The 25,186-nt window shown below is 62.1% G+C and carries 27 protein-coding genes; 17 read left to right on the forward strand and 10 right to left on the reverse strand.

The genetic code is table 11. From position 1 onward, the window contains the following. Positions 1-14: 14 nt before the first annotated feature. From FDQ92_RS13535 to FDQ92_RS13550, 4 genes are all read right to left on the reverse strand, one after another. Positions 15-608 (reverse strand): NADH:ubiquinone reductase (Na(+)-transporting) subunit E, encoded by a 594-nt coding sequence (locus FDQ92_RS13535; RefSeq protein ID WP_137425384.1) that lies wholly within the window; start codon positions 606-608, stop codon positions 15-17. Positions 609-637: 29 nt separating this feature from the next. Then, on the reverse strand, positions 638-1,246 hold the full coding sequence (locus tag FDQ92_RS13540; protein ID WP_137425385.1) for an NADH:ubiquinone reductase (Na(+)-transporting) subunit D: 609 nt from the start codon (positions 1,244-1,246) through the stop codon (positions 638-640). A 126-nt stretch (positions 1,247-1,372) separates the two neighbouring features. After that, a complete protein-coding gene (locus FDQ92_RS13545) occupies positions 1,373-2,113 on the reverse strand; it encodes an FMN-binding protein (protein WP_137425386.1) in 741 nt (246 codons plus the stop codon). Next, positions 2,110-3,096 (reverse strand): RnfABCDGE type electron transport complex subunit D, encoded by a 987-nt coding sequence (locus tag FDQ92_RS13550; RefSeq protein WP_137425387.1) that lies wholly within the window; start codon positions 3,094-3,096, stop codon positions 2,110-2,112. Before FDQ92_RS13550 ends, FDQ92_RS13545 begins: the two co-directional genes overlap by 4 nt. Before the next feature lie 393 nt (positions 3,097-3,489). Here FDQ92_RS13550 and FDQ92_RS13555 point away from each other — a divergent pair, with 393 nt between their 5' ends. Next, positions 3,490-3,966, forward strand: a complete 477-nt coding sequence (locus tag FDQ92_RS13555; RefSeq protein ID WP_137425388.1) for an FKBP-type peptidyl-prolyl cis-trans isomerase — start codon at positions 3,490-3,492, stop codon at positions 3,964-3,966. A gap of 249 nt (positions 3,967-4,215) precedes the next feature. Here the strand turns inward: FDQ92_RS13555 and FDQ92_RS16335 are convergent, their stop codons facing one another. Together FDQ92_RS16335 and FDQ92_RS13565 are read right to left on the reverse strand one after the other, a co-directional pair. Continuing rightward, positions 4,216-5,208: a peptidylprolyl isomerase gene (locus FDQ92_RS16335; RefSeq protein ID WP_170180372.1), complete on the reverse strand. Its 993-nt coding sequence runs from the start codon at positions 5,206-5,208 to the stop codon at positions 4,216-4,218. Positions 5,209-5,289: 81 nt separating this feature from the next. After that, a complete protein-coding gene (locus FDQ92_RS13565; RefSeq protein WP_137425389.1) occupies positions 5,290-5,493 on the reverse strand; it encodes a cold-shock protein in 204 nt (67 codons plus the stop codon). A gap of 685 nt (positions 5,494-6,178) precedes the next feature. Between FDQ92_RS13565 and FDQ92_RS13570 the strand changes: the two genes are divergently transcribed. Then, positions 6,179-6,832, forward strand: a complete 654-nt coding sequence (locus tag FDQ92_RS13570) for an HAD family hydrolase (RefSeq protein WP_137425390.1) — start codon at positions 6,179-6,181, stop codon at positions 6,830-6,832. 12 nt (positions 6,833-6,844) lie between these two features. Continuing rightward, entirely contained in the window at positions 6,845-7,549 is a 705-nt protein-coding gene (locus FDQ92_RS13575) for an endonuclease III domain-containing protein (RefSeq protein WP_211341283.1), read from the forward strand. Positions 7,550-7,874: 325 nt separating this feature from the next. Here FDQ92_RS13575 and FDQ92_RS13580 read toward each other — a convergent pair whose 3' ends face one another. Beyond that, positions 7,875-8,504, reverse strand: coding sequence for a cytidylate kinase-like family protein (locus FDQ92_RS13580; RefSeq protein WP_137425391.1), 630 nt, complete (start codon positions 8,502-8,504; stop codon positions 7,875-7,877). A 274-nt stretch (positions 8,505-8,778) separates the two neighbouring features. On the opposite strand from FDQ92_RS13580, the gene ffh reads away from it, so the two are divergent. From ffh to FDQ92_RS13640, 12 genes are all read left to right on the forward strand, one after another. Further along, positions 8,779-10,128, forward strand: a complete 1,350-nt coding sequence (gene ffh, locus FDQ92_RS13585; protein WP_137425392.1) for a signal recognition particle protein — start codon at positions 8,779-8,781, stop codon at positions 10,126-10,128. 107 nt (positions 10,129-10,235) lie between these two features. Then, positions 10,236-10,478, forward strand: a complete 243-nt coding sequence (gene rpsP / locus FDQ92_RS13590; protein ID WP_425457277.1) for a 30S ribosomal protein S16 — start codon at positions 10,236-10,238, stop codon at positions 10,476-10,478. Between the two features lie 49 nt (positions 10,479-10,527). Then, positions 10,528-10,761 (forward strand): KH domain-containing protein, encoded by a 234-nt coding sequence (locus tag FDQ92_RS13595; protein WP_137425394.1) that lies wholly within the window; start codon positions 10,528-10,530, stop codon positions 10,759-10,761. Between the two features lie 4 nt (positions 10,762-10,765). After that, entirely contained in the window at positions 10,766-11,293 is a 528-nt protein-coding gene (gene rimM / locus FDQ92_RS13600; protein ID WP_137425395.1) for a ribosome maturation factor RimM, read from the forward strand. After that, positions 11,283-12,047 carry a tRNA (guanosine(37)-N1)-methyltransferase TrmD gene (gene trmD / locus FDQ92_RS13605; protein ID WP_137425396.1) on the forward strand — a complete coding sequence of 255 codons (765 nt, stop codon included), beginning with the start codon at positions 11,283-11,285 and terminating at the stop codon, positions 12,045-12,047. Before rimM ends, trmD begins: the two co-directional genes overlap by 11 nt. After that, positions 12,025-12,624 (forward strand): RNA methyltransferase, encoded by a 600-nt coding sequence (locus tag FDQ92_RS13610; protein ID WP_137425397.1) that lies wholly within the window; start codon positions 12,025-12,027, stop codon positions 12,622-12,624. The genes trmD and FDQ92_RS13610 overlap by 23 nt, the downstream gene beginning before the upstream one ends. Positions 12,625-12,676: 52 nt before the next feature. Continuing rightward, entirely contained in the window at positions 12,677-13,024 is a 348-nt protein-coding gene (gene rplS, locus FDQ92_RS13615) for a 50S ribosomal protein L19 (RefSeq protein ID WP_137425398.1), read from the forward strand. Continuing rightward, entirely contained in the window at positions 13,024-13,668 is a 645-nt protein-coding gene (locus tag FDQ92_RS13620; protein ID WP_137425399.1) for a ribonuclease HII, read from the forward strand. The genes rplS and FDQ92_RS13620 overlap by 1 nt, the downstream gene beginning before the upstream one ends. A 262-nt stretch (positions 13,669-13,930) precedes the next feature. Continuing rightward, complete coding sequence (locus tag FDQ92_RS13625; protein WP_137425400.1) at positions 13,931-14,302, forward strand: YraN family protein; 372 nt, start codon at positions 13,931-13,933, stop codon at positions 14,300-14,302. 16 nt (positions 14,303-14,318) lie between these two features. Continuing rightward, entirely contained in the window at positions 14,319-15,164 is an 846-nt protein-coding gene (gene rsmI, locus FDQ92_RS13630; RefSeq protein WP_246041737.1) for a 16S rRNA (cytidine(1402)-2'-O)-methyltransferase, read from the forward strand. A 165-nt stretch (positions 15,165-15,329) separates the two neighbouring features. Continuing rightward, entirely contained in the window at positions 15,330-18,830 is a 3,501-nt protein-coding gene (locus FDQ92_RS13635) for a response regulator (protein WP_137425402.1), read from the forward strand. Positions 18,831-18,853: 23 nt separating this feature from the next. Then, positions 18,854-19,834 carry a GGDEF domain-containing response regulator gene (locus FDQ92_RS13640; RefSeq protein ID WP_246041739.1) on the forward strand — a complete coding sequence of 327 codons (981 nt, stop codon included), beginning with the start codon at positions 18,854-18,856 and terminating at the stop codon, positions 19,832-19,834. A gap of 52 nt (positions 19,835-19,886) precedes the next feature. Here FDQ92_RS13640 and FDQ92_RS13645 read toward each other — a convergent pair whose 3' ends face one another. Together FDQ92_RS13645 and FDQ92_RS13655 are read right to left on the reverse strand one after the other, a co-directional pair. Continuing rightward, positions 19,887-20,402, reverse strand: coding sequence for a hypothetical protein (locus FDQ92_RS13645; RefSeq protein WP_137425403.1), 516 nt, complete (start codon positions 20,400-20,402; stop codon positions 19,887-19,889). A 454-nt stretch (positions 20,403-20,856) separates the two neighbouring features. Then, positions 20,857-21,672, reverse strand: a complete 816-nt coding sequence (locus FDQ92_RS13655) for an RNA methyltransferase (protein ID WP_137425404.1) — start codon at positions 21,670-21,672, stop codon at positions 20,857-20,859. Between the two features lie 192 nt (positions 21,673-21,864). On the opposite strand from FDQ92_RS13655, the gene amrB reads away from it, so the two are divergent. Both amrB and FDQ92_RS13665 read left to right on the forward strand, forming a co-directional pair. Then, the gene (amrB, locus tag FDQ92_RS15800; RefSeq protein WP_246041740.1) at positions 21,865-23,280 is read left to right on the forward strand and encodes an AmmeMemoRadiSam system protein B; all 1,416 of its coding nucleotides are present in this window, start codon (positions 21,865-21,867) and stop codon (positions 23,278-23,280) included. A gap of 32 nt (positions 23,281-23,312) precedes the next feature. Beyond that, on the forward strand, positions 23,313-23,864 hold the full coding sequence (locus FDQ92_RS13665) for a hypothetical protein (RefSeq protein WP_137425405.1): 552 nt from the start codon (positions 23,313-23,315) through the stop codon (positions 23,862-23,864). Here FDQ92_RS13665 and FDQ92_RS13670 read toward each other — a convergent pair. Beyond that, positions 23,830-25,182 carry an MFS transporter gene (locus FDQ92_RS13670; RefSeq protein ID WP_170180373.1) on the reverse strand — a complete coding sequence of 451 codons (1,353 nt, stop codon included), beginning with the start codon at positions 25,180-25,182 and terminating at the stop codon, positions 23,830-23,832. The genes FDQ92_RS13665 and FDQ92_RS13670 overlap by 35 nt on opposite strands. Positions 25,183-25,186 lie beyond the last annotated feature (4 nt).

The raw sequence follows: 25,186 nt of genomic DNA on the forward strand, positions 1-25,186 counted from the left end.
GGGAACCCTCTCCCTCACTGCATCTGGATCATGCCGCTGAAACCCACGAACGAAAGGGCCATCAGGCCCGCCACGATGAGGCTCAATCCCGCGCCTTCCAGCGCCTTCGGGACGGGCGCCTTCCTCAATTTTTCCCGGATGCCGCCCAGGGCCACGATGGCGAGCATCCACCCCAGGCCGCCCCCGAACCCATAGGCCACGGACTGGACGAAGGTGTATTCCCGGATGACCATGAAGAGGCACACGCCCAGGATGGCGCAGTTGACGGTGATGAGCGGCAGGAAGACGCCGAGCACCACGTAAAGGAGCGGCGAGTAGCGTTCGATGACCATTTCCACCAGCTGTACGAAGGCGGCGATCACCACGATGAAGATGATGAACCGGAAGGAGACGAGATCGAATGGCACCAGGATGTAGTGGTACACGAGGTGATTGATCCCGGTGGTGCAGGCCATGACGAAGGTCACAGCGAGCCCCAGCCCCACCGAAGACTTCACTTCCCGGCTGATGGCGAGAAACGAGCACATGCCGAGGAAGTTGGTCAGCAGGATGTTGTTGGTGAAAATCGCCGCGAAGAAGATGACCGGGGCGCTCACGCCGGTTTCCATGGTTTTTCCTTTCCGATGAATGAACGCGATCACGCCTTTTTCTTTTCGCCGCTCCAGCTCAGGGCCACCCAGATGAAAAGTCCCAGCATGAAGAACCCGCCGGGTGCCATGACCATGATCACCCAATTGGTCCAGGCGTCCGGCATGACCCGAAGCCCGAAGACGGTTCCGAACCCCAAAAGCTCCCGGATGAAGGCGATGGTGAGCAGCACGAAGGCGTAGCCGCACCCCGACGCGACGCCGTCCAGGAATGACGGCCAGACAGCGTTGTTTCGGGCGAAGCCTTCACACCGGCCCATGATGATGCAGTTGGTGATGATGAGGCCCACGTACGGGCCGAGCGCCTCGCTGATGTCGGGAAGGTAGGCCTTGAGGGCGATATCTACGATCATGACGTAGGAGGCGATGATGAGCACCTGTACCATCATCCGGATGCGGGCCGGCGTCACTTTCCGGAGCAGGGACACAGTGACGTTGGACATGGCGGTCACGAAGATGAGACTCACCCCCATGATGAAGGTGTTGAGGAGTAGGTTCGTGACCGCGAGCGCCGAACAGATGCCCAGGACCTGCCGGAAGACGGGGTTTTCATCCCAGAGGCCTTTGCGGAAGATGGCTGAGGCGGTTTCGCGCGCCATGAAGCGGAAACTCCTTGCATCGGGTGTTTGAGGGTCCGCGGACCCGGTGGTCCGCGAAAAGGCGGTTCTTCACGCACTTTCCCGGTCACAGGTCACAGGCGCAGCGAGCGGATTCGCCGCGGTGTTTCATGCCCCCACGGGGCACTCAAAGCGACAGGAAAAGGAACGCCTCGAAATAGGGACCCCGGGATGGGTTCGAGCTCGTCCTCTTCCGGCCGTGTCCCGCCCGCCGCTCAACCGGGTTTTGTTGGCTTCGATCCAAGCCAGGTACTCTTTCAAGTTGCGGTTCAAAAACACTTCCAGCCGCCGGCTTGTTTCAGTCGCGCCGGTGACGGCGTCCACCTCGTTGGGTTGGTCCGCGGTTCCGGGCGGGCGGAGTTCGAAGTAGTTCCCGCCGGGTTCCGGTGCCATCAAGGGTTTGCCCTTGAACTGGTCCTGGAACCAGGCCTCGGTGATGCGCCCGCCGAGCCCCGGGGTTTCGCTGTGGCTGTAGAAGGCGATCCCCAGGACCGTTTTCAATTCGGGGTCCACGGCCATCATGCCCCGGATCGAGCCCCAAAAACCGGGGCCGTAGAGGGGGAAAGCATACCCCGTCACGGCGCCGTCTTCGTTTCGAGCCACATACAGCGTTTTCCCGTCTTCGGCGACAGTGGTCACGCGTTGGGAAAAAATGCGGACCACCGTCTCCTTTTCCGCGTCGGGAGGCACGGGCACCTGGAGCACTCGGAGGATGATGCCCTGGAGTTTGATCTGTTCGTTCAGTTCGATCCGTTCCGCATTGAGGACGTAAATTCCGGCCACCAGCGACATGAACACAAGGGACACGGCGAACATGTAAACGACGGAAAAGGCGCGGCTTGGATTCATGAGACCGCCTCCGCCTTGTTGCGTTCTTTCAGGGCTTTGACCGCCAAGTCCAGAACCGGAACGAAGGTGTTCATGAAAAGCACCGAAAACATGACGCCTTCGGAAAAGTTGGCGAACCGGCGCAGCACGATGACGAGGGCTCCGATCACGATCCCGTAGATCCATTGGGCCGGCTTGGTTTTGGGGCCGCTGATGGGTTCCGTCACCACGAAGAAGGCGCCGAAAAGAAAGGATCCGGCCAGGAGATAGGACAACGGGTCCGGGACGCCGGGAATGCCCACGAGATAGAGGATCCCGCCCATGGCGGCGCCGCCGATGAGGGGCGCCACCACAAGGCGCCACTGAGCGGTCCTGGTGTAGAGGAGGTACGCACCTCCGAGAAGAATCAGGAACGCGCTCGTTTCACCCAAAGCCCCGGAGACGTTTCCCCAAAAGAGCCGTTCCATGGCAACGGTGTCGCCCGCCTTGAGGAGTTGCAGCGGGGTGGCCGTCGTGACGGCGTCCACTCCGGGCGCCCAGGCCGCAGCGCCGCCGAGGAAGCCCGGAAAGGGTTCCACCCAGCGGTTGGTGAGCGCGATGGGAAACGAGATGTAGACGAAGCATCGGCCCACCATGGCGGGGTTGTAGATGTTGAAGCCGAACCCGCCGAAAACCATCTTTCCGAACACGATGCCGAAGACCATGCCGACAGCGGCGATCCAGTAAGGCACCGTCGGAGGGAGACTCAGGGCGTAGATGAGCGCGGAAACCAGCACGGCGGACGTCACGGGCTTTCCCTGCCGGAGAGTGAACGCCGCTTCAGTCGCGACCGCAAAGACCAGCGAGACGGCGGTCACCGCCAGGGCCCGAAATCCGAAGAAATAGACCGATCCCAGAAGGCAGGGCAGCAGCGCGGCGACCATCCGGATCATGATGGGTTGCTTCTGGAAAAGGCGCTTGGGCGGGGGAGGCCGGCCGGTCCCTTTCCGTGATTGGTTTTCCATGGCGGCTGGAACACCTCCGTGAAGGCGAGCGCGAACAACTGCTGGAAGGACCCGATTCCTAGTGGAACACCTTTACAACTAATCCAAAACCGAGGATCTTTCAAGGAGACTGTCCGCCCTACCCATCGGCCCGATTTTCCGTTATCGGTAGGAGGGGGCTTGCCCGCGACCCGTAAAACCGGCAATGCCCCGGTGAGCCTGATCGCCGGCAAGCCGGCTCCTACAAAAGCAACCGCGGTCGTTGTAGGAGCGGCGCCCCCGCCGCGATGAGCCAACGTTTCGATGGCGGACTCCCGAATTTTGCTCACCGTTCCTTGACTTCGACCCATCGACAGACTAGGTTCAGCGTGAGAGAACTCATGACCCGAAGACTCATTGTGGAAGGAGATCTAAATGAAAAGAGTGGAAAGCGGCCATTTTGTCAAGGTGCATTACACGGGGAAATTCGACAGCGGCGAAGTCTTCGATTCGAGCGAAGGGTGCCAGCCGCTGGAAGTTCAGGTGGGCTCGGGGCAGGTGATCCCTGCCTTCGAGGACGCGCTGGTCGGAATGGCCGTGAACGAGAAGAAGACCTTCAGGGTCGAACCGGAGGAAGCCTACGGTGATCGGGACGAAGGCCTGCATCACACGCTTTCCCGCGCAGACCTTCCGCCCAACTACGAACCCCAGGTGGGGGAACTCCTGGCGCTGAGGACTCCCGACGACCAGCGGGTGTACGCCACCGTCGCGAAGGTCACCGACCAGGACATCGTGATCGATTTAAACCACGTACTTGCGGGGAAGGCCTTGAACTTCGACGTGGAAGTGGTGGAAATCAACGACCAGGCGTCGCCGCAACAAGGCTGCGACTGCGGGTGTTCCTGTTGTTAATCCCGGGGATGACCTTCCAGTCCGTTGGGAATGCCACAGGGCCGGTGCCGCAGCGCCGCCCTGTGGCTGAGAAGTCGCCGCCTCGGCCGCTTTCGGCGGCGCGGCTGAAGCCCTTCATTCCATGGAGTGCGCCCTTCGGGTCCCTGGGAAATCGCCGCGTCGATCGTCGTGTGCCGAAAGGTTCCGGCAGCATCCCGACGGTAAACAGGGTATGCGGTATTCGACCGGCCTGTTCTCGGTCGGGGATCCTCAGGGCTTTTCCGGCGGGGTCCTCTCGATCTTGGCTTTAGCCTTGAGGGCTTCCACGTATTCGCCCGCCTGTTTCTTTATTTCTTCCTGCTTGAGGTGGTTCGCGAGGCGTTCTTTCACTTCGTCGTAGCTCGCCGTCGAAGCTTCGGCCCGTTCCGTCACCTTGATGATGTGGTAGCCGAACTGGGTTTCGACGATATCGCTCACTTCACCCGGTTTCAAGGCGAAGGCGGCTTCTTCGAAAGGCTTCACCATCTGGCCCCGGCGGAAAAAACCCAGGTCGCCGCCTTTCTGAGCGCTGGGGCACTGGGAATGGGCCTTGGCCAGTTCCGCAAAGTCCTCACCCGCGTTCACCCGCTTCTGGATGTCCTTGATCTTTTTCATGGCGGCATCCCGGTCGGCCTGGGAGGCGTCCTCTGCCACCGTGACCAGGATGTGGCTGGCTCGAACCCTTTCCGGCTGCTTGAACATTTCTTGATGCGCGTCGTAGAAGGCCTTGGTTTCTTCGTCCGAAACGGTGACCTTTCCGGCGACTTCCTTGTCCACCAGCTGCCGGATCGCAGAATCCCGGGTCATCTCGTCCTTGATGCCTTCTTCGGTGAGATTCATCTGCTGCATGGCCGCCTGAAACTGTGCTTCATCCGGGAACCGGCTCTTGATGGCCTCCATCTGTTCCGCCACCGCCGCTTCGTCCGTCTTGATACCCTGTTTCATGCTTTCCTGGTACAGAAGTTCCCGGCTGATGAGTGCGTCCAGCACGTCGCTTTTGAGCTGCTCCAGCTGGGCGGGGTCTACGGGCTGTCCCATTTGCATCATGCGGCTTTCGATCCGGGTCAGTTCCTGTTCATAAAGCGTTCGGCTGATGGCTTTGCCGTTGACTACGGCCACCGTTTCGGAGTCGCCGGCCTTATCTTGAGCGCCCGCGAAAGTCGCTACGGCAAGTGCGGCGAAAAGGAAAACCGCGATGGTGATCCATCCTCTGTGGTTCGTCATGAGACATCTCCTTCCGTGAAAAGAAAAAAGGCACCCCAGAACATTTCCAGAGTGCCTCGGCATCCGGTTTGAAGGCGCGCCTCAGCCCAATCGCTTGACTCGAACGGCCTGAGGTCCCTTCGGGCTTTCGCCGATTTCGAAGCTCACGCTTTCCCCTTCCGAAAGGGTCCGAAAGCCTTCCCCTTCGATGCCCGAGAAGTGGACGAAAACGTCACCGTGAGTCTCAGATTCAATAAACCCGTATCCCTTCTTTTCGTTGAACCATTTGACTCGGCCCTGCAGCATAAGCGAACTCCTTTTTTTCTAGAACTCAAGCAGCTCGTCGGGTGTTACTTTGGAGACATCCACGGGATTGCTTCGCTCATGCGAAAGGCCAATTCTCGATGGACCCCAAGAAACGGACCTCAACGCGCCGTCTACGAAGAGGCTTCGGAACCCGCTCCGAAGCCCTACCAACAAACGACGCCATTTTCTAACGCAGAGGTTTCGGCAAAGCAAGCGGATTTTTTTTGATGCGAAGCGCCTGCACCGCACGGTGTAGGTGAGCGCGAAGTCGCCTCCGGCCCCGATCCCCTGTAGGACCCGGAAGCCGATGAGCCGGGTCATGGACTGGGACGCCCCAGGAAGGACGGAGCGCAACACGAAAGTTCCTGTGGCGACGGGGGAAAATCCTTTGCTATGATGGAACACAAGAAACTTCCCGAAGATGGGAAGGGCCACGGCGCGAGTGAGCAGATAGAAGTTGGAAGTGCCGTTCGTAAACCGCCCCTACGGGAAAAAGCGGACACTCAAGCTCCAAAGGCGTGGGGGGTATTATCAGGCAGCTTCCAACGGCCGCGAAGCCATCGAGGTGACGATCTTGGCCCGCCGTTTCCGGGAATTCAACTTCCGGCGCCGGGCGTAGCGGAAGCGCCATGCCTGGAAGGTTCCCGGGGAGCTCCGGCGGTTCCAACGGAAAGGTGAACGACCCATGACGTTTCGAGCGGTGATTTTCGATCTGGACGGAACGCTTCTCGACACCCTCCAGGATATCTCGGATTCCATGAACGCGGTGCTCCGATCTCACGGTTGGCCGGAACACGACCGGGAGACCTACAGGACCTGGGTGGGCGACGGCGCGGAAAACCTGGTCCTGCGGGCGATCCCCGAAGCCGCGCGTACCCCGGAAGCCGTGCGCGAAGGTGTCAGGGCGTATCGCGAGGAATATGAGCGGCGCTGGGCTTCCAACACCCGCCCTTACCCGGGCGTCGCCGAACTGCTGGATGGTTTCCTGGAAAAAGGGTTCAGCCTCGCGGTTTTGAGCAACAAGGGGGAGGAGTTCACGCAAACGATGGTCCGTGGACTGCTCGCGCGTTGGGGCTTCCGGGATATCCGCGGCGCTCGGCCCGGGAGTCCCTTGAAGCCGGATCCTTCCGCGGCGTTCCAGGTGGCGGCGAACCTGGGAGTGGATCCTTCGGAATGCCTCTTTTTCGGGGATAGCGATTTAGACATGGAAACGGCGCGCCGGGCGGGCATGTTCGGCATCGGAGTCCTGTGGGGGTTTCGCGGCCCGGAGGAACTGGCTCAGGCGGGGGCCCGGCTGCTGGTGAAGGACCCGCGTTCTTTCGTCCCCTTTATTCCTTGAGGAGTTTCGCAAGTGGCAGGTGATCTTCGGACCGAACGTGCCGGGAAAATCATGGACGCCCTCGTTGCCGTCTACGGGGTCCGACCCTGGAACTGGCACACCCGGCAGCCTCCCTTTCACGTGCTCGTGGGCACGATCCTTTCGCAGCGCACCCGTGATGAAAAAACGGACCTGGCGGCTCGAGCCGTTCTCGAACGGTTTCCCGATCCGGCAAGCCTCGCGGCGGCTTCCCTGGAAACCGTGGAGGCTTTGGTTCGCCCCGCCAATTTCTATCGTACCAAGGCCCGGAGGCTCCGTGAGGCGGCGGCGATCCTATGCCGGCGGTACGGCGGCAGAGTGCCGGAAAGCCTCGAAGAGCTCACGGCGCTTCCGGGGGTGGGGCGCAAGACGGCCAACTGCGTGCTGGTCTACGGTTTCGGGAAGGCGGCGCTCCCGGTCGATGTTCACGTCCACCGGATTGCTAACCGGCTGGGGCTCGTCCGGACGCGCACCCCCGAAGAAACGGAACGGGAACTGTGGGAGATCGTCCCGGATCGGCATCGGCTTCTGGTAAACGAACTCCTGGTCAAACACGGGCAGACCCTTTGCGGGCCGAGAAACCCTCGATGCGTGGAGTGCCCGGTGAACGCGCTTTGCTCGGCCGGAAGCGGCGGGCTGAAAGACGAAGGCAGGGCTCAGGAAGCGCGAAGGGGGCGGAACGGCCGGGATTCACTGTAGCGGTCGGTTTCCCCTTCCCCTTGTTTCCAAGCTCCAGCTTGGAAACAAGGGGAAGGGGATGTTGGAGCTTGGGAACAAGGGGAAACGCCAACTGGAGAGCCGTGTGCGGGAGAACCGCAGGCACGGTTCGGGGGGCGGGGAGAGCTTCGGCTCTTCCCGACCCCTATCTGATAACGGAAAATCGGGCCGGCCTCCGTAGAAGCCGGCTTGCCTGCCTGCCGGTAGGCAGGCACGTCAGGGTCCCACTTTCATCAGCTCTCTTGTGCTTCAAGCCTGTCCCCGAAACGACGAAGGGGGGCGGTTTTCGGGGATCTTTGAAGGGCCCTCAAGTGCCGGATGGGTGCGGGTGGGCCTCCACCCAGCCGGCCACCAAGTCCACGGCGGCCTGGAGCGGGATTTTGCTGAGGTTGAGCACCAGGTGGTAGAGGTGGGCGTCGTCCCAGGAACGGTTGAAGTAGTGCTCGATGTATGTCGCCGATTCCCGTTCTTCGCGGTCGATCAACTCCCTGGCCGAGCGTTCGTCCATGTCGAAATGGGTTCTGAGCCAGCGAACGCGGTCTTCGATCCGCTTGACGAGGCGCAGGTGAAGGGCGTCCGGGTGATCCTCCAGGATGCACTGGGCGCCCCACCCAAAGATGATGACGTTCCCCTCTTCGGCGACCTTCTTCACCAGGTTCACGGTGACTTGGTGGTAGGCCTGGTCGTCCAGCCGGCCGTAGGATCGATCGACGATGCGTTGCACCACGGTGGACGTGTAGCGGTCGATGAGGCGCAGGAGCCTGGATTCCCGTTCCTTCTGGAAGCTGAGGGCTTCGGTTTCGGAAAGGTTAAGTTCCTGAGCGGCGGCGGCCACGATCTGCTTGTCCAGGATGGAATAGCCCAGGCGGTCCGAAAGGCTGCGAGCGAAATCTTCGCTTTCAGACGCGAATTCCTTGCTGACCGTGACGACGGGCATGAGGCGCCTCCTGGGCTTCGACGGCGGGGAGTGCCGGCTTGCCCGGCACACAAAGTCTTTCCTTGGAAGAACTTTTATGCAATTATATCAAATCTTATGACCCAGTCCAGGGACAAGACCCGAAGGCTTCTTTCGGGGCGATTCCACAGACCAAGACTTGTTTGTATCGGATAGGTGGCGGTTGAGGTGGAACGGCGGGGGAGCGGGGAGATCGACGGCCGGGGAACGCGCCGGTGGAAGCATTGGACGATGAAGGATTGCGGCGGTAAAGACGATGTTCGATAATCTTTCCGGAAAGTTGCAGAAAGTCTTCAAACACCTCAGGGGCCAGGGGAAGCTCACCGAGGAAAATATCCAGGAGGCCCTTCGGGAAGTCCGGCTGGCGCTTCTGGAAGCGGACGTCCATTACAAAGTGGCGCGGGATTTCGTCAAGGGGATCGCTGAACGGGCGGTGGGCCGGGAGGTGATGCAGAGTCTCACGCCGGGCCAGCAGGTCATCAAGATCGTGAACGACGCGCTCACGGACCTCATGGGCGGAAGCGCCGAGCCGCTCCGATTGGCGGGCAAGCCTCCTCTGGCGGTCATGCTGGTGGGGCTTCAGGGGTCCGGCAAGACGACCACGGCGGGCAAGCTGGCGCTACGGCTTTCCCGAGACAAGCGCCGCCCCTGCCTTGTGCCGGTGGATGTGTACCGGCCGGCGGCTATCGACCAGTTGAAGACGCTCGCCGGGCAGCTGGGGCTCCCGGTCTATCCGTCCAAGACGGACCAGCGGCCGGAAGACATCGCCCGGGAAGCCTTGGCCTTCGCTTCCCGCGAAGGCTGCGACACGCTCCTGGTGGACACGGCCGGCCGGCTCCACGTGGACGATGAGCTGATGGCCGAACTGGAGCGCTTGAAGAAGATCCTTTCGCCGGCGGAGATTCTCCTGGTGGCCGATGCCATGACGGGCCAGGACGCCGTCCAGGTGGCTTCCAGCTTCAATGAACGGCTCGGCGTTTCGGGGGTCGTGCTCACCAAGCTCGACGGCGACGCCCGGGGCGGCGCCGCTCTATCCATCCGAGCGGTCACGGGATGTCCCATCAAGTTCGTGGGTGTGGGCGAAAAACTCGACGCCCTGGAGGTCTTCCATCCGGACCGGATGAGTTCGCGGATCCTGGGGATGGGCGATGTGCTGACCATCGTCGAAAAGGCCCAGGAAGCCTTCGATGAACGGCAGGCCGCGGAAATGGCCCGCAAGTTCAAGGAAGACACCTTCAGCCTGGAAGATTTCCGGGATCAGCTGCGCCAGATCAAGAAGCTGGGTTCCCTGGAACAGATCCTGGAGATGCTCCCGGGCATGGGCGCGATGAAGGAACTCAAGAAAATGCAGGTGGACGAGAAGGAACTGGTCCGGACGGAAGCCATCATCAATTCCATGACCCGGCAGGAACGGCTGAACGCGGAGATTTTGAACGCCAGCCGAAAGCGGCGCATCGCGGCGGGAAGCGGCACATCGGTCCAGGAAGTGAACCGGCTCATCAAGAGCTATAACGAAGCGCGCCGGATGATGCGCCAGATGATGGGCGGAGGCGTCACTCGGAAGAAGCCCAAGAAGCGCCGGGCCAAGACATTTTTCCCTTTTTAAATGGGAGCGGATGGAGTAGAAAAACAGAATTTGCTTTGGCAGGTGTTGGCAATCATGCAGGTTCTTGAACAGGAGGTAACACGTTCGCTATGCCGGTACGCATTCGTTTGGCTCGACGAGGGAGCAAGAAACGGCCTTTTTATTCCATCGTGGTGACCCATTCCGAGGCCCCGCGTGACGGTCGCTTTATTGAACGCATTGGCACGTACAACCCGCTGACGGACCCCGCTGCGGTCACGTTCAAGACCGATCGGCTCGACTACTGGCTTCAGCAGGGCGCTCAACCCACGGATACTGTGCGCAGCTTGATTCGCAGGCACACCGACCGGGCTGTGCCACAGGCCTCCTGAGGCCTCCTGAAGGTCGACGATTTGCGGCGCAGAGCAGGTGGAGGGGAGCATGTTGAAGGAACTGATTGAGTACATGGCGCGGGCTCTGGTGGATCAACCTGAGCAGGTGAGGGTTTCCGAGATCGAAGGCGAACAGACCTCTGTGATCGAGCTGCGCGTGGCCAAGGAAGATCTGGGGAAGGTCATCGGAAAACAGGGGCGGACCGCCCGTGCGATGCGGACCATCCTGAGCGCCGCGTCAACGAAGATCCGAAAGCGGGCCGTGCTGGAGATCATCGAATAGGAGCATGGATGAGCGGGTTTGGGTTCCTGTCGGGAAGGTGACCCGCGCCCACGGGGTGCGGGGCGATGTGAAGATTTTACCTTACGGGGACACCCTGGCGGGATTCCAGGCGGGCGGGAAAATGCACGTCCGCGTGGCGGGTTTCCATGCGCTGCGCACGTTGACGCTCACCCGGATCAGGCCCCACGGCAGGTTCCTGCTCGCCGGATTCGAAGAATTGCCGAATCCGGAAGCCGCCGCGGCCATCGTCGGCGGTGAGATCGTCCTTTCGGAAGACCACCTGCCTCCCACAGACGAAGGGGAATACTACACATACCAGCTGATCGGCCTCTCGGTCGAAACGACGGCGGGCATCCCCGTGGGGACGCTTCGAGCCGTTTTCGATGCTGGAAGCCACGATATCTACGTCGTGGCAGGACGGCACGGAAAGGAAGTGCTCATCCCGGCGGTGGAAGACGTGGTCACGGAAGTGGACCTGGGCCGGCGGCGGATGGTGATCGACCCGCCGGAGGGTTTGATCGATGATCTTTGACATCCTGACGCTCTTTCCGGCGATGTTCGCCTCGCCCTTCGAAGAAAGCATCCTCGGCAAGGCGCGGGCGCGCGGACTCGTCACGGTTCGCGTTCACAATATCCGGGATCATGCGGAGGACCGGCACCAGATGGCCGACGATCGGCCTTTCGGTGGCGGCGAGGGCATGATCATGAAGCCGGAGCCCGTGGTGAAGGCGCTGGAAGCGGTCCGTGCGGAAGGACCGCCTGCGGTGGCCGTGCTGCTTTCCCCCCAAGGGGAGCTGTTTTCGCAGTCGCTTGCGTGGGAATTCAGCCGACTGGAGCGACTCATCCTGATCTGCGGGCGGTACGAAGGCGTCGACGAACGGGTGGTTCACTTCGTGGACCGGGAGGTTTCCATCGGCGATTACATACTGACCGGCGGCGAACTGGCCGCCATGGTGGTGGTGGACGCCGCGGCACGGCTTATCCCCGGGGTGCTGGGAAACACGGCTTCGCCGGAAGCGGAGTCGTTCCGGGAGCCCATCCTGGAATATCCCCAATACACGCGTCCTCGGGAGTTCCGGGGGCTTCGGGTGCCGGAAGTGTTGCTTTCCGGGGATCACGAGGCGGTTCGCAGGTGGCGGCGGGCCGAGGCACTCCGCCGCACCCGCATCCGGCGCCCCGATCTCTTTTCGCGCTTGAAACTCAGCGACGAAGACCGGCGGCTGCTCCAGGCGGCCGAGAGTGAAGACGATTCAGGAGATCAGCATGCCAGGGAAGTCATCGGCTAGTTCCGGCCCGAGCCTCTACCTGGCGCTGGTCCATTTTCCCGTGCTCAACCGGAAGGGCGAGTGCATCGCGTCGGCTCTCACCAATCTGGACCTCCACGATCTGGCGCGTCTCGCCTGCACCTATGACCTCCCGGCCTGCTTTGTGGCGACGCCGCTCCGGGATCAGCGGGACCTGGCCGAGCGGCTGATGGGTCACTGGCGGTCGGACATCGCGAAAACGCTGCATCCGGACCGCGAAAGGGCTCTGCGGCGCCTCCGGCTGGTGGACAGCGTGGAGGCCGCCGTTGCGGCCGTGGAACGGGAATGCGGGGCGGCGCCTCTGGTGTGGGCTACCACCGCAAGGGAGAGCCCGACCAGCGTGGCACCCGTGGACGCTTGCAAACAGGTCATGGACAGCGGCCGGCCGGGCTTGTTGCTGCTCGGGACCGGCTGGGGCCTGGCCCCGGAAATGCTCCAGAAGTGTGACGGTGTGATTCGCCCCATCCGGGGGCGCAACGGATACAATCACCTGTCGGTAAGATGTGCGGCGGCGATCTTGATCGACAGGTTTTTTGCTGCTATAGACACAGGTTCGTGAACGGAACGTTCGATGGATCTGTACGACTTGATTTGAGCTTGGGGAGGATACCATGGCTTTCAACGTGATTGAGAACCTCGAAAAAGAATCGATGCGGCTCGACATTCCCGCCTTCCGGGCCGGGGACACGGTCAAGGTGCACGTGAAGATCCGCGAAGGCGACAAGGAACGGATCCAGGTCTTCGAAGGGGTCGTGATCCGGCGTCACCGGGGAAACATGGGAGCCACCTTCACGGTGCGCAAGGTTTCTTACGGTGTAGGCGTGGAAAGGATTTTTCCGCTGCATTCGCCTCAGATCGACCGTATCGAAGTGGTTCGCCGCGGCCGCGTGCGCCGGGCGCGCCTGTACTACCTACGGGATCGGGTCGGAAAGGCGGCGAGGATCCGGGAGCGGCGCTAGTGCAGCTGCGTCTTTTTGGAGCCCCGCCGGCGGACGGTTTGGCCTTCGAGGCCCAAGCCCGCCGGCGGGGCTTTCGTTTGGTGGCGGGCCTGGATGAAGCAGGCCGAGGCCCCCTGGCCGGCCCCGTGGTGGCCGCCGCCGTCATCCTTCCCAGCGATTGGAAGGCGGAGGCCGTCAAGGATTCGAAACAGCTTTCCCAGGCTCAACGGGAGCGGCTCGACCGGGTCATCCGCACCAAAGCCGTTTCCGTGGGAGTCGGCGTGGTGGAGCCCGCGGAAATCGACCGCCTGAACATCCTGCAGGCCACGTTCAAGGCCATGGCGGCCGCGGTCGCGGAACTTTCGCCCCCGCCGGATTGCCTCCTCATCGACGGTCCCTACAGCCTCCCTTTGCCGCTGCCGCAGAAGGGCATCCCCGGCGGCGACCGGAAGAGCCTTTCCATCGCGGCGGCATCCATTGTGGCCAAGGTCTACCGGGACCGCCTCATGGAAGCCTATCACGCCCGGTATCCCGCCTACGCCTTTCGGGTAAACAAAGGCTACGCCACCCGCGCACACCTGGAAGCCTTGAAGCGCCACGGCCCCTGCGCCATCCACCGCCTCACCTTTCGCGGGGTCCGGGAATGCGGTCCCGAGCCGGGCTGAGCGGTTCCGCCCGCCCTCGGGCAGATGGGAGGTGGGGCGGCGCATTGGGGTTTGTTCATCGCGGCGAGGGCGCCGCTCCCACAACCACTCATGTCCTGTAGGAGCCGGTTTGCCGGCGATCTCGATCGCGGGCAAGCCCGCTCCTACAGAACCCAGAACCCAGAACCCAGAACCCAGAACCTCATCAGAGCCCGACTTTTATGAGCTTGTTTCTGGACAGGCCCTATAACAGGCTCCGCCGTCACGGGAGGGACGCCTCGGGATGCACAATCGACGAGCCGTGGGACAGGAAGGTGAAGCGCTGGCCGCTTCTTACCTGAAAGAGCGTGGAATGCGCATCGTGGATCGAAACGTCCGCTGCGCGCTGGGAGAAATCGACCTGGTGGGCCTGGACGGCGATACCATCGTCTTCGTGGAAGTGCGTACGCGATTGTCTTTGGTGAAGGGGAGCGCCAAAGAATCGATCACGGCGGGAAAGCGGCGCCGCCTGGTGCGGCTCGCACAGTGGTACCTTAAGGGGAAGCGTTGGGAGAACCGGTCGGCGCGTTTCGATGTGGTGGCCGTCACCTGGATCGGGGAGATGCCGGAACTTGATTGGATTCCCAACGCCTTCGACGCGTTCGGCTGCCGATGATCGCCGGAGCCCGATTGTGCTGCAAGGGACGCTTTACATCGTTGCAACCCCCATCGGAAACCTGGGGGACATCACGCTTCGAGCTCTCGAGACGCTGAAAGGCGTCGATGCGATCGTTGCCGAAGACACCCGCCGCACTCGGAAACTCCTGACACACTACGACATTCACAAGCCTCTGGTCAGCTACCACGAACACAACGCGCGGAAGCGGGAACCGGAACTCATCGCCCGCCTGCAGAGCGGTCGGTCGCTGGCCCTGGTGACCGATGCGGGGACACCCGGCATTTCGGACCCGGGGGAGCATTTGGTACGGAAAGCGATTGAAGCGGGCCTTTCCGTGGCGGTGGTTCCGGGTCCGAGCGCCGTGACGGCGGCCCTGGTGATTTCCGGCCTGCCGCCTCAGCCCTTCGCCTTCTTGGGATTTGCGCCGGTGAAGGGCCGGGCGCGGTCGGATTTCTTCGCCGGCGTTGCGGGCCTTCCGATGACGCTCGTCCTTTACGAAGCCCCTCAGCGCCTTTTGAGGTCCCTGGAGGACATGTACCGCCACTGGGGAAACCGCCGGATCGCCGTGGCCCGGGAACTGACCAAGCGGTTCGAGGAAGTCTACCGCGGCGATATTCGGGGAGCTCTGGAGCATTTTCAGGGGGAAGTCCGTGGCGAGTTCACGCTGGTGATCGATGGATACCGGGGGGAGGCTGAGGCGGTCCGGTCTCTGGAACTGTGGCGCGAAGAACTACGCCGACTTTTGGAGTCCGGAATGAGCATCCGGGAGGCCGCCGCTCATACGGCGAAGACCTTTCGGCTCCCGAAAAACGCGGTCTATCGGGCGGCGCTGGAACTGGCCGGCGGCGTGAAGGAGTGACCGGCGGCGTTTTGCCCGCGAGCCCACCCCTCACGGTTTCCATTGGGAAAGCCTTAAATTTCAACCGGTTTTCTGCCGATTGTTAAAACAACTGCCGTGTTGTCGGAATGCCTCAGCTCCCGGTGCTGCTTTGCTGAGCAACCCTCGAGATCCAGGGAGGTGTGAATGGCGGCATCAAGACCGTTGGCCATGATCGTTTATCGATACTTGCTTCCGAGACTTGTGGCCATAGGGTGCCTGCTGATGATGTTGGCCGGATGCCTGCTGGGCTGGTATCAGTATCGTGCCGGTCGCGAGACTCACCTGGAGTTGGCCCGGTCTGTAGCGGCGACCACGGAGCTCTACGTCCGCAGCGCCCAGAACATGCTCGAAGGCCTGGCCCTGTTTCAGCCGGACGAGGTCGAGATTCTTCCGCGGCTCTTGAACAACCTCTACAACGCCTCCCCGTGCTTTCAACGCCTGTCCTGGGTGGATGCCCGGGGAACGTTGCGGGCTTCCATCCCGGAAACGAAGGTTGCCCAGGCTGTTGTCGAACCGGTGAAGATACTTCTGGAATCCCCCACGCTGCTCACCTACGTGAGCCCCGCCTTCCGCTCGCCGCTCACCGGGCGCCGGACGGTGAGCGTGGGGCATACCATGTTTTCGGGAGGAGCGGTGTTTGGGGAGCTCAACCTGGATGCGCTGGAAGGCCAGCTCAGCGCGCTTCACGATGTGTCCGACGGCTGGGTGGTGGTGGCCGACCGGCAGGGGAACATCCTGGCCGGCCTGGGACGGCCGGCCGCCTCGGAAGTCGGAGCCGGGGGGATCGGAGAGTTGATCGAAAAGATCCATGCAGCGGAAGGCCCGGTGTGCGAATTCGTCAGGGCGGGAGATCGGACCTATCTCGCCGCCGGAAGCCGCCTCGCCAAACCCGATTGGCTCGTCGTTGTGGCCACACCGGCATCCTCGCTCTTTCAACCAGTCATGAAGACGGGCGGCATCACCATGGCCGCCTTCATTCTCTTCGTGGGGCTTTTCGCCGTCGCCACCAAGCGCTTGCTGGACCGGTTGATCGTCCGGCCGCTGCACTACTTTTCGGAATCCCTGCCGAAGGTGGCCACAGGCGGAGAAGGTATTTCCTGGGACGGAAGCCGGGTCCGGGTCCAGGAGCTCCAGGTCATGGACCGAAAGTTCATTGAGATGGCCGGCATCCTGCGCCAGCGCGAAAACGAGCTGCTCCGGAAAACGGAAGAACAGGAGATCCTTCTCGCCAACATGGAGGGCCAGGTCTGGTTCCTCAAAGATCCGGAGACCTACGGCGCCGTGAACCGGGCGCGGGCGATTTTTCTGGGTCGTGACGCGACGGAGCTGGCGGGCGGAGCCCTGAGTCAGTTCCATGGGGCCGACGAGCTGGAAACGGTGATCGAGCGAAACCGGGAGGTGTTCGAGCGGGGTGAGCCCCTGAGGACGGTGGAGTGGTGCCGCAACGGCGACGGAGAAGTGCGGCTGCTGGCCGTCACGCGTTCGCCGAAACTGGCCGGTGACGGCAGAGTGGAATACGTGGTCTGCTCGGCCGTTGACATTACGGAACACCGGCGCGCCCGGGAGGAACTGGAACAGGCTCTGGCTGCGGTGGAAAAGACCAACGAGCAGTTGGAAAAGGCCATCGAGCACGCCAACCGGCTGGCTTTGGAGGCGGAATTGGCCAACCAGGCGAAGAGCCAATTTCTGGCCAACATGAGCCATGAAATCCGGACGCCCATGAACGGCGTCTTGGGCATGGCCCGACTGCTCCAGGACACCCCCTTGAACGCCGAACAGCGCGAATATGTCCGCATCGTGCAAAGCAGCGCCGATAACCTGCTTTGCATCATAAACGATATCTTGGATTACTCGAAGATCGAAGCGGGAAAGCTGGAACTGGAGGAGACGGACTTCGATCTTCGCACGACGGTGGAAGACGTGGCCGAAAGCCTGGCCTTTCGAGCTCACGAAAAGGGCCTCGAACTGGCTTGCCTCATTCACCACGACGTCCCCTCGCAGCTGCGGGGCGATCCGTGGCGGCTGCGCCAGGTCCTGCTGAATCTGGCGGGAAACGCCGTCAAGTTCACTGAAAAGGGTGAGGTGGTCATCCGCGTCACCCTGGAAAGTGAGCGCGAAGAAGAGACCGAAGTCCGCTTTTCGGTCACCGACACGGGCATCGGGATTCCCCCCGATCGCCGGAGCGCCCTCTTCCAGTCCTTCACACAGGTGGACGCCTCCATCACGAGAAAATACGGCGGGACCGGGCTGGGACTCGCCATTTCCAAGGGCCTCGCTGAAATGATGGGGGGGCGTATCGGCGTGGAAAGTGAGCCCGGGAAGGGTTCCGTCTTTTGGTTTACGGCCGTTTTTCGAAAGCAGCGTCGCTGTGCGGGTCCCCCGCCCTTACTACCGGAAGAGCTGTGCCGGCATCGGGTCCTGGTGGTGGACGACAACACGACCAACCGCTTCGTGATCGGCGAGATGCTCCGAACCTGGGGATTTCGGTTCGAAGAGGCGAAAGACGGCTTGGAGGCGCTGGAGCGGCTGGAGGAAGGCCGGCGCGTGGGGGATCCTTTTTCCATCGCCCTGCTCGACATGCAGATGCCCGGCATGGACGGCGCGGCCCTCAGCCGGAAAATCCGGCTCACGCCGAGCGGGCGGGATCTTCCCCTTGTGCTGTTGAGTTCCATCGGTGCAGACGAGCGCGAGTTGGGCCTTGAAAAAGGCGACTTCAACGCGACCCTTCCAAAACCGGTGAAGTATTCCAGGCTGTACGACTGCCTGGCCATGCTGATTGGAGAAAGGGTCTTCGGCGATTCCTGCGCCTTTGTGCGCAAGGACGAGACGCCGCCCTGTCGGGAAACCCCGGTGGCGGAGTGCCGGATCCTCTTGGCGGAGGACAACCCCATCAACCGGAAGGTGGCCCTGGGGATTCTCAGAAAGATGGGCTACGAGGCGGTTGCCGTAAACAACGGCAAGGAGGCGGTGGCGGCCCTTTCCGAAACGCCCTACGACCTGGTCCTCATGGATATCCAGATGCCGGAAATGGACGGCCTGGAAGCGACCCGGATCATCCGGGAAGGGCGGGCTCCGGTTCTGGATCCTGCGGTCCCCATCATCGCCATGACGGCTCACGCCATGCGCGGAGACCGCGAGAAATGCCTTGAAGCCGGAATGAACGACTATGTGGCCAAGCCCGTACAGCCGGATGAACTGATGGCGGCCATCCAGCGCCAGTCGCGGCATAGTGCGCCCGATCCCGGTTCCGGGGAGGCGGCGGCGCCGGCGGGTTCCGTCCCGGATTCGCGGAAGATCCTGGACTGGGAAAGCCTGGTGCTGCGGCTGGGCGGTGACGTGGAACTGGCCCAGGACATCCTCGTGGGATTCATCGAGGATGCCCCCAAGCAGATGGCGGCCCTCCGTGCGGCCCTGGAAGCCGGAGACACCGAGGCGCTGAGGCGCAACGCCCATACACTCAAAGGGTCTTCGGCCAACGTTTCGGCGACGGCCCTTCAGGATGCCGCCTTCAGCATGGAATCGGCGGGAGTCCGGGGTGATGGGGAAGCCGCGACGTCGGCGATGGCGGAACTCGAGAAGGCATTCGAGTGCCTTCGGCAGGCGGTGGAACGTCTTCGAATCGATGAAGCATCTCCCGCTTTTTAGTTCCAACGAAAGAGAAGGGTGTCATGTCGAGGGATACTGGAGGCGATATGAGGGTGGAAGTGACCGGGGTTGAAGGAAACGCGGGCGCCCCGCCTTCCCGGGTGCTCGTCGCCGACGACGATCGGACCACGCGCGCCATGCTTAAGGCAATGCTGTCGCGCTGGCGGTACGAAGTGCACACCGCTTCGGACGGGCTGGAGGCTTGGGAGATACTGAGACGTCCGAATTCCCCCCGGGTGGCCGTTCTGGACTGGATCATGCCGGGCATGGACGGGGTCGATGTCTGCCGGAGAATCCGGTTGGAAGTGCCGGCGGAAGAACGCTACATCTACATCATCCTTCTTACGGCCAAAACATCCCGCGAAGAAATTGTGGCGGGTCTGGAAGCGGGAGCCGACGACTACATGGTGAAGCCCTTCGACGCCAGCGAGCTGCAGGTGCGGGTGAGGATCGGGCAGCGCATCGTGAACTTGCACTCGGAACTGGTAGCCGCCCGGGAGGCGCTTCGCATCCAGGCCACCTACGACGGGTTGACCGGGCTGCTGAACCGGGCCGCCACCCTGGATACGCTCCACCGCGAACTTTCCCGCACCGCGCGTGAAGAAGCCGTCTTGGGGCTGCTGATGATCGATATCGATCATTTCAAGCGGGTGAACGACACGTACGGCCACATGGTGGGCGACGAAGTGCTCAGGGCATGCGCGCACCGCATCCGGGCCTCCGTTCGCCGCTACGACGCGGCGGGAAGAGTGGGCGGCGAGGAATTCCTGGTGATCCTTCCCGGGGCGGATCGGGAAACGGTGCAGGCGGTGGCCGAGCGAATCCGGGAGCACATCGGCGGAGCGCCCATCGAAACGGAGACGCTTCAACTGAACATCACCGCAAGCCTCGGCGGAACGACCCTGCAGGGCAGGGGCGTTTCGGCCGACGAACTGATCGGGGCGGCGGACCGAGCCCTCTATCGCGCCAAGGAAGAGGGGCGAAACCGGGTGGTTCTGGAGTAGCCGCCAAGCGATTCCTTTCCGGGTCGGTGGGCGACCGCGGCTGCAACAGGGGTCAATCGGAACCGGTGGTTTGAGCCGTCGCCGTGGAGCGGGCTTCGTACATGCGCAGCCAGGCGTCCAGAGTGTCGATGGAAAGGTCTAGATTTTCCATACCGGCGATGCGGGCGGCCTGAAGGTCGGCCAGGAGGGTTCGGTAGCGTTCGGCCAGAGGCGCTTCCAAGGGAGCGAGCGCTCTGTAGGCGGCGTCGATTTCTCCTTTGAGGATCTCCCTGAGGGCCGCCAGGGCCTCTTCCGGGCTGGAAAAGGACCGGCCCGTCAGTTCCTTCACGGCGTCACTGCCGATAGGGATGTGTTCATAGCCCTTGAGCGGGCGGCCCACGAGACCCATCAGCCTGCCTTGGCACAGGCTCAGTGCGTTTCCTTCCGAACGGAAGATGTAGCGGTTGGGCATGGCGAAAAAAACGAGGAGCCCCACCACCGCCAGGACCGCAAGAGCCAGTACGCCTTGTTTCATCCACCTGCGAGGCACAGCGGAAACCGCGATATCGCCACCTATCCTACCCTGCATCTCGAACCTCCTCGTGCTGTCCCGACAACGCGCCCAAGCCGTGACGTTTCCACACCATTTCAGGACCCGGATCTGCAAGTGACCAGGGAAAAGAGCCCGAAAGCATCGACCGGATGGTTAAGTCCTTTACTCAAAACCCGCGCGCCATTCCGGGGTTGATCCCGTTCCGGAAAAACCGGCGGGTCATGCCGCCTTTCGCCGGAAGGACGAAGGGGTGGTCTCTCGAAAGCCTCATGGTTGTGTCGGCGCGTCCGCCCGTCACCGTGTGAAAAATCGACGTCACTCTACTGAAGACACCCCTTCAAGTCAAACATTATCACGGGCTTCGAGATACGCCGAAGCCATACCTTCCCTGGAAGCCACGCGGCCCCGGGCTTCAATGCCCCCATCTGACCAATATCTTCGGCGAGCGGAAAGTGGTCCAAGGGACCATTCACAGCATGTCCCTGGTGAATCACAAGATCCCTCTGGAGTCCCGGGAGTCTTGATTTTCGTGAGAAGCCGGGGGGGCTTTCGGGCTTTGCTCTGCCTCGGCTTCCGCAGATTCCAGGCGTTTTCCGCAGTACCAGTTGATTTGCCGGCATATACCACGGATGATCTTCACGTCTCGAGCTCTCAGGCCGAGCCGGCCCACGGCGCGCCGGATGTTTTCCATCCAGTGGTCTGGGTTTTCCGGGTTGATGAAATGAATCCTCGCCAGGGTTTCGCCCAGCTGCTCGTACATGGCCTCCAGTTCAAAGGACGTGGCGAGCCGTGGAACGAAAACCGGAGGCGTTTCGACGCCGGCTCGAAAGATCTCGTAACAGATCAGCATGACCGCCTGAGCCAGATTCAGGGACGAGAAGTCATGGGTGGGGATGGTGACCAAGCTGTGGCAGAAGCGAAGTTCGCGGTTGGAAAGACCTCGGTTTTCCGGCCCGAACAGAAGGGCGACTCGGTTTTCGCGGCTGAGGGCGATGAGCTGTTCCGCCATGCGCCTGGGATCGGCTACGGTCGGCCGGTGGGAGCCGGTGCGGGCGGTGGTGCCCACCACGTATTGGTATGGGCCCACGGCGTCGGCCAGGTATTCGTAAATTTCCATGTCGGCCACCAGGTCCTCGGCGGCCTGGGTCGCCATTTTGAGGATGCGGGTGAGGTCGCAGTCCAGTGGATCCACCACCGCCAGCCGGCTGATCCCCATGTTCTTCGCCGCTCGGGCGGCCGCTCCGATGTTTTCGGGAAAGTGCGGCCGGTGAAGAATGATGCCGATGTTTTCAAGCTTGACTCGCATGGCGCCCTGCTGTCTCCCTTAAGAAGTCGAAGCGTTCGTTGCCTGAAGAAGATGTATTATATTATAGGAAAGTTTGCGTTAGGATCAAAAACCCGGGGCATTGCTCGGAGGGATTCGACGGGAGCTTTCTCGGTCGAAGTTATGGAGGGGCGAGGCGTTACCCTCCAGAAGCTCCGGGGACGAGGTGAAGCTATGGAGCGAGAGAAAATCAGAGAATCGGTCATTGCCGGTACGTGGTATTCGGGAAACCCGGAAGCGCTGCGGCGCGAAATCCTCGGCCACCTGGCACGCGCCCGGGTGGAGCCGCTCAAGGGGCGCCTGGTGGGGCTGGTGGCTCCCCACGCCGGCTACCTGTATTCGGGCGGTGTGGCCGCCCACGCCTACAAGCTGCTGGAGCAGCACCCGTTCGATCGTGTGCTCATCATGGCGCCGAGCCATCGGGCTTATTTCACGGGCGCCAGTATCTACCATCTGGGAGGATACCGGACGCCGCTGGGTGTCGTGCCCCTGGACCGGGAGATCGTGGATTCCCTGCGGAAGCACTCAGATCTTTTCGGCTATGTTCCGCAGGCTCACGCGCAGGAACATTCACTGGAAATCCAGCTGCCCTTCCTTCAGGTGGTGCTGGGCGATTTCCGGCTGACCCCCGTGCTCCTGGGCGACCTTTCGGAAGGAGCCGCACGGCTTACGGCCAAAGCCGTCGCCGAGGCCTGCGCGGGCCGGAACATCCTCCTGGTGGCCAGCACGGATCTTTCTCATTACCATCCCTATGAGCAGGCCGTGCGCCTGGACCGCCGGGTGCTGGATCGCGTGGAGGCGTTCGACCCGGAGGGCCTCGCGGAGGAGCTTCGAAGCGGGCGATGTGAAGCGTGCGGCGCCTGGCCGCTCACGGTGGTCATGTGGACCGCAAAGGAACTCGGAGCGTCCAAGGGGCGGGTGCTGCACTACGCCAACTCCGGAGACGTGACGGGAGATACCCGCAGCGTGGTGGGATACATGGCGGCGGCCCTGGTGGACAATCCGGGGCAGGGACGTGAGGTGAATAGGCGGCATCAGCCGGTGGGGGTGGACTTGGGGCTGTCGCAGGAAGAAAAGGAAACGCTTCGTGATATCGCATGGGAGGCGATCCGAAACAGGATCCGCAACGTCTATCGCCCCGTGCCGAAACCCGATGCTTCCAAGCTCCAAGAACCCCGCGGCGTCTTCGTTTCGCTCCACAGGAAAGGCTGTCTCCGCGGGTGCATCGGCCTGATAGAAGGGCGAGAGCCGCTTTATCAGGCTGTCGCTCAGATGGCTGTCCAAGCCGCTTTCGGCGACCCTCGGTTCCCGCCGCTTCAGCCGGACGAACTGGACGATCTCGACCTGGAGATCTCTGTTTTGACGCCGCTTCAACGGATTCACGACCCATCGGAAATCGTAGTCGGGGTTCACGGCGTGATGGTTCGCCGTGGGCATCGGAGCGGTCTGCTGCTTCCTCAGGTGGCGGTGGAACACGGCTGGAGCCGTGAAGAACTGCTGGAATGGACATGTCGAAAAGCCGGGCTTCCCCCCGATGCGTGGAAGGACCCGAGAACCGAGATTTTTGTTTTTTCCGCCGATGTTTTCTAAAGGACGGGGCGGCGGTCGCCGGGAGAAAACAGGTGGGAGACGTCATTGATTTGGATGAACGAAAGCGGCAGCTCGCGGCCCGAAAGGCTTTCAGATCCTGGGTGTTGCGGTTCGGGGAGGCGTTCGACTTCTGGACCCGCCTTCGGGACCTTTCGGACCGGAGCCTTTATGAGCTGATCCAGGGAGGTGAAACCTCGGGGGCCGTTATCCAGGGTTTCGTGATGGCCGTCTTGGGCATGGGCGAAAGGGACCTGGATTTTCAACGGCTGGAGCCCGCGGAGAAAATCGATGTCATCGACATCACGCTCTTCCTGGTGGATCAACTCCGATTCGAATGCATGCGGCGTCTGGGCTGGGTGGAAACCTATCCCGCCGACGGCATCCCGCTCATGGACATGGTGGAACAGTTCGCTGTCCGGTTCCAGGTCGTGAAAAACGAAACGCCGCCGCTCGCGGAAACGCACCCGGCCTACGCGGATTTCCAATCCACCTTCCAAGGCGACCGGGCTTCCTTCGTTAGGCGGCTCATTCCCGAAGCGATCCAGGCCTTCAGGGAGCGGCTCCGCCGTGATCCCGGCAAGTGAGTGTTTTCGATTGGAGGGCGGAGGCGTTTGCGTCTGCCACGCGGACCCTGGAGAGAAGGGCCATGCCCACGAGGAAGAAGATAAGGACGGTGAGGATGGCGCGGCGCGAGTCGCCCAGGAGGTCACGGCTGATCCCGAAGCACAGCGGACCCAGGATGGCGGAAAACTTGCCGCCGACGGCGAAAAAGCCGAAGAACTTTGAGCTCCGGTCCGGCGGGATCATCTGGCTGTAAAGGGACCGGCTGAGGGACTGACTGCCGCCGAGGATGAACCCGACGAACGCTGCCAGGATCCAGAATTCCCAGGCGCAGGTCATGCGATAGGCATAGACGACGATGGCGCACCAGAGGCAGAGCGTCATGAAAAGAACGCGCCGGGTGCCCCACCGTTCGGCCGACCGCGCCACGAAAACGGCCCCGGGAAAGGCGATCCACTGGGTCAGGAGGAAGGCACCGAGAAGGGTTTGAAGCGAAAGTCCGAGTTCCGTGGCTCCATAGATGGAAGCCATGCTGATGACGGTCTGGATGCCGTTGTTGTAGATGAAATAGCTTAAGATGAACAGGAACCGGTGACGGTTCCGGCGGGTGTCTCGGATCGTGTCGTTGAGATCCCGGACGGCTCCGGCCAGGATGCGGCGAAGGGGAAGGCGGGGGGGCGTCTCTTCGGAGGGGAGAAAGAGGCTGGGCAGTGTGAAAACCGCCCACCAGATGCCGACGGAAACGAACGCCAGGCGGACGGCGCCGTCCACCGTGGGGACCCCCCATGCCGCGTGGTTGCGGATGAAGAGCAGGTGGATCGCCAAGAGGAGACCTCCGCCCACGTAACCGAAGGCGTAGCCCAAGCCGGAAAGCCGGTCGCGTTTTTCAGAGGGGGCGATCACCGGGAGGTAGGCGTTGTAGAAGACCTCGCTTCCCGAAAACCCGATATGAGCCAGCACGAAAACGAAGATAGTGAAGCCCACGCGGCCGGCGGTGGCTCCGTACAGGGCACAGGTGGCCAGCGATCCCATGGCGGCGAACGCCAGAAAGAAAGTCTTTCTGCGGCCCCGGTGATCGGCGACGGCTCCCAGAAGTGGCGCGGAAAGCGCAACGATGAAAAGAGCGAGCGAGACCGTGTAGGCCCAGAGCGACGGGGCTTCGATGTGCCAGCTCCACCGCCGGAAGGCGAGTTCCAGGCCGGAGGCCGGCACCACGTGCCGCGCGAAGTGCACGGGAAGAAATGTCCCGAGAACGCTGGTGGCGAAGGCGGAATTGGCCCAGTCGTAAAGGCACCAGATCAGTTCCACCCGGCCGATCCACCATCCTTTGGAGTCAGCCACTGCT

It is taken from the genome of Desulfoglaeba alkanexedens ALDC, from assembly GCF_005377625.1.
Taxonomy (GTDB): Bacteria; Desulfobacterota; Syntrophobacteria; order Syntrophobacterales; family DSM-9756; genus Desulfoglaeba; species Desulfoglaeba alkanexedens.

Coding starts and splice junctions, on each gene's coding strand:
- FDQ92_RS13535 (WP_137425384.1), bottom strand. CDS start 608: ATGGAAACCGGCGTGAGCGCCCCGGTCATCTTCTTCGCGGCGATTTTC.
- FDQ92_RS13540 (WP_137425385.1), bottom strand. CDS start 1,246: ATGGCGCGCGAAACCGCCTCAGCCATCTTCCGCAAAGGCCTCTGGGAT.
- FDQ92_RS13545 (WP_137425386.1), bottom strand. CDS start 2,113: ATGAATCCAAGCCGCGCCTTTTCCGTCGTTTACATGTTCGCCGTGTCC.
- FDQ92_RS13550 (WP_137425387.1), bottom strand. CDS start 3,096: ATGGAAAACCAATCACGGAAAGGGACCGGCCGGCCTCCCCCGCCCAAG.
- FDQ92_RS13555 (WP_137425388.1), top strand. CDS start 3,490: ATGAAAAGAGTGGAAAGCGGCCATTTTGTCAAGGTGCATTACACGGGG.
- FDQ92_RS16335 (WP_170180372.1), bottom strand. CDS start 5,208: ATGACGAACCACAGAGGATGGATCACCATCGCGGTTTTCCTTTTCGCC.
- FDQ92_RS13565 (WP_137425389.1), bottom strand. CDS start 5,493: ATGCTGCAGGGCCGAGTCAAATGGTTCAACGAAAAGAAGGGATACGGG.
- FDQ92_RS13570 (WP_137425390.1), top strand. CDS start 6,179: ATGACGTTTCGAGCGGTGATTTTCGATCTGGACGGAACGCTTCTCGAC.
- FDQ92_RS13580 (WP_137425391.1), bottom strand. CDS start 8,504: ATGCCCGTCGTCACGGTCAGCAAGGAATTCGCGTCTGAAAGCGAAGAT.
- ffh (WP_137425392.1), top strand. CDS start 8,779: ATGTTCGATAATCTTTCCGGAAAGTTGCAGAAAGTCTTCAAACACCTC.
- FDQ92_RS13595 (WP_137425394.1), top strand. CDS start 10,528: ATGTTGAAGGAACTGATTGAGTACATGGCGCGGGCTCTGGTGGATCAA.
- rimM (WP_137425395.1), top strand. CDS start 10,766: ATGGATGAGCGGGTTTGGGTTCCTGTCGGGAAGGTGACCCGCGCCCAC.
- trmD (WP_137425396.1), top strand. CDS start 11,283: ATGATCTTTGACATCCTGACGCTCTTTCCGGCGATGTTCGCCTCGCCC.
- FDQ92_RS13610 (WP_137425397.1), top strand. CDS start 12,025: ATGCCAGGGAAGTCATCGGCTAGTTCCGGCCCGAGCCTCTACCTGGCG.
- rplS (WP_137425398.1), top strand. CDS start 12,677: ATGGCTTTCAACGTGATTGAGAACCTCGAAAAAGAATCGATGCGGCTC.
- FDQ92_RS13625 (WP_137425400.1), top strand. CDS start 13,931: ATGCACAATCGACGAGCCGTGGGACAGGAAGGTGAAGCGCTGGCCGCT.
- FDQ92_RS13635 (WP_137425402.1), top strand. CDS start 15,330: ATGGCGGCATCAAGACCGTTGGCCATGATCGTTTATCGATACTTGCTT.
- FDQ92_RS13640 (WP_246041739.1), top strand. CDS start 18,854: ATGTCGAGGGATACTGGAGGCGATATGAGGGTGGAAGTGACCGGGGTT.
- FDQ92_RS13645 (WP_137425403.1), bottom strand. CDS start 20,402: ATGCAGGGTAGGATAGGTGGCGATATCGCGGTTTCCGCTGTGCCTCGC.
- FDQ92_RS13655 (WP_137425404.1), bottom strand. CDS start 21,672: ATGCGAGTCAAGCTTGAAAACATCGGCATCATTCTTCACCGGCCGCAC.
- amrB (WP_246041740.1), top strand. CDS start 21,865: ATGGAGCGAGAGAAAATCAGAGAATCGGTCATTGCCGGTACGTGGTAT.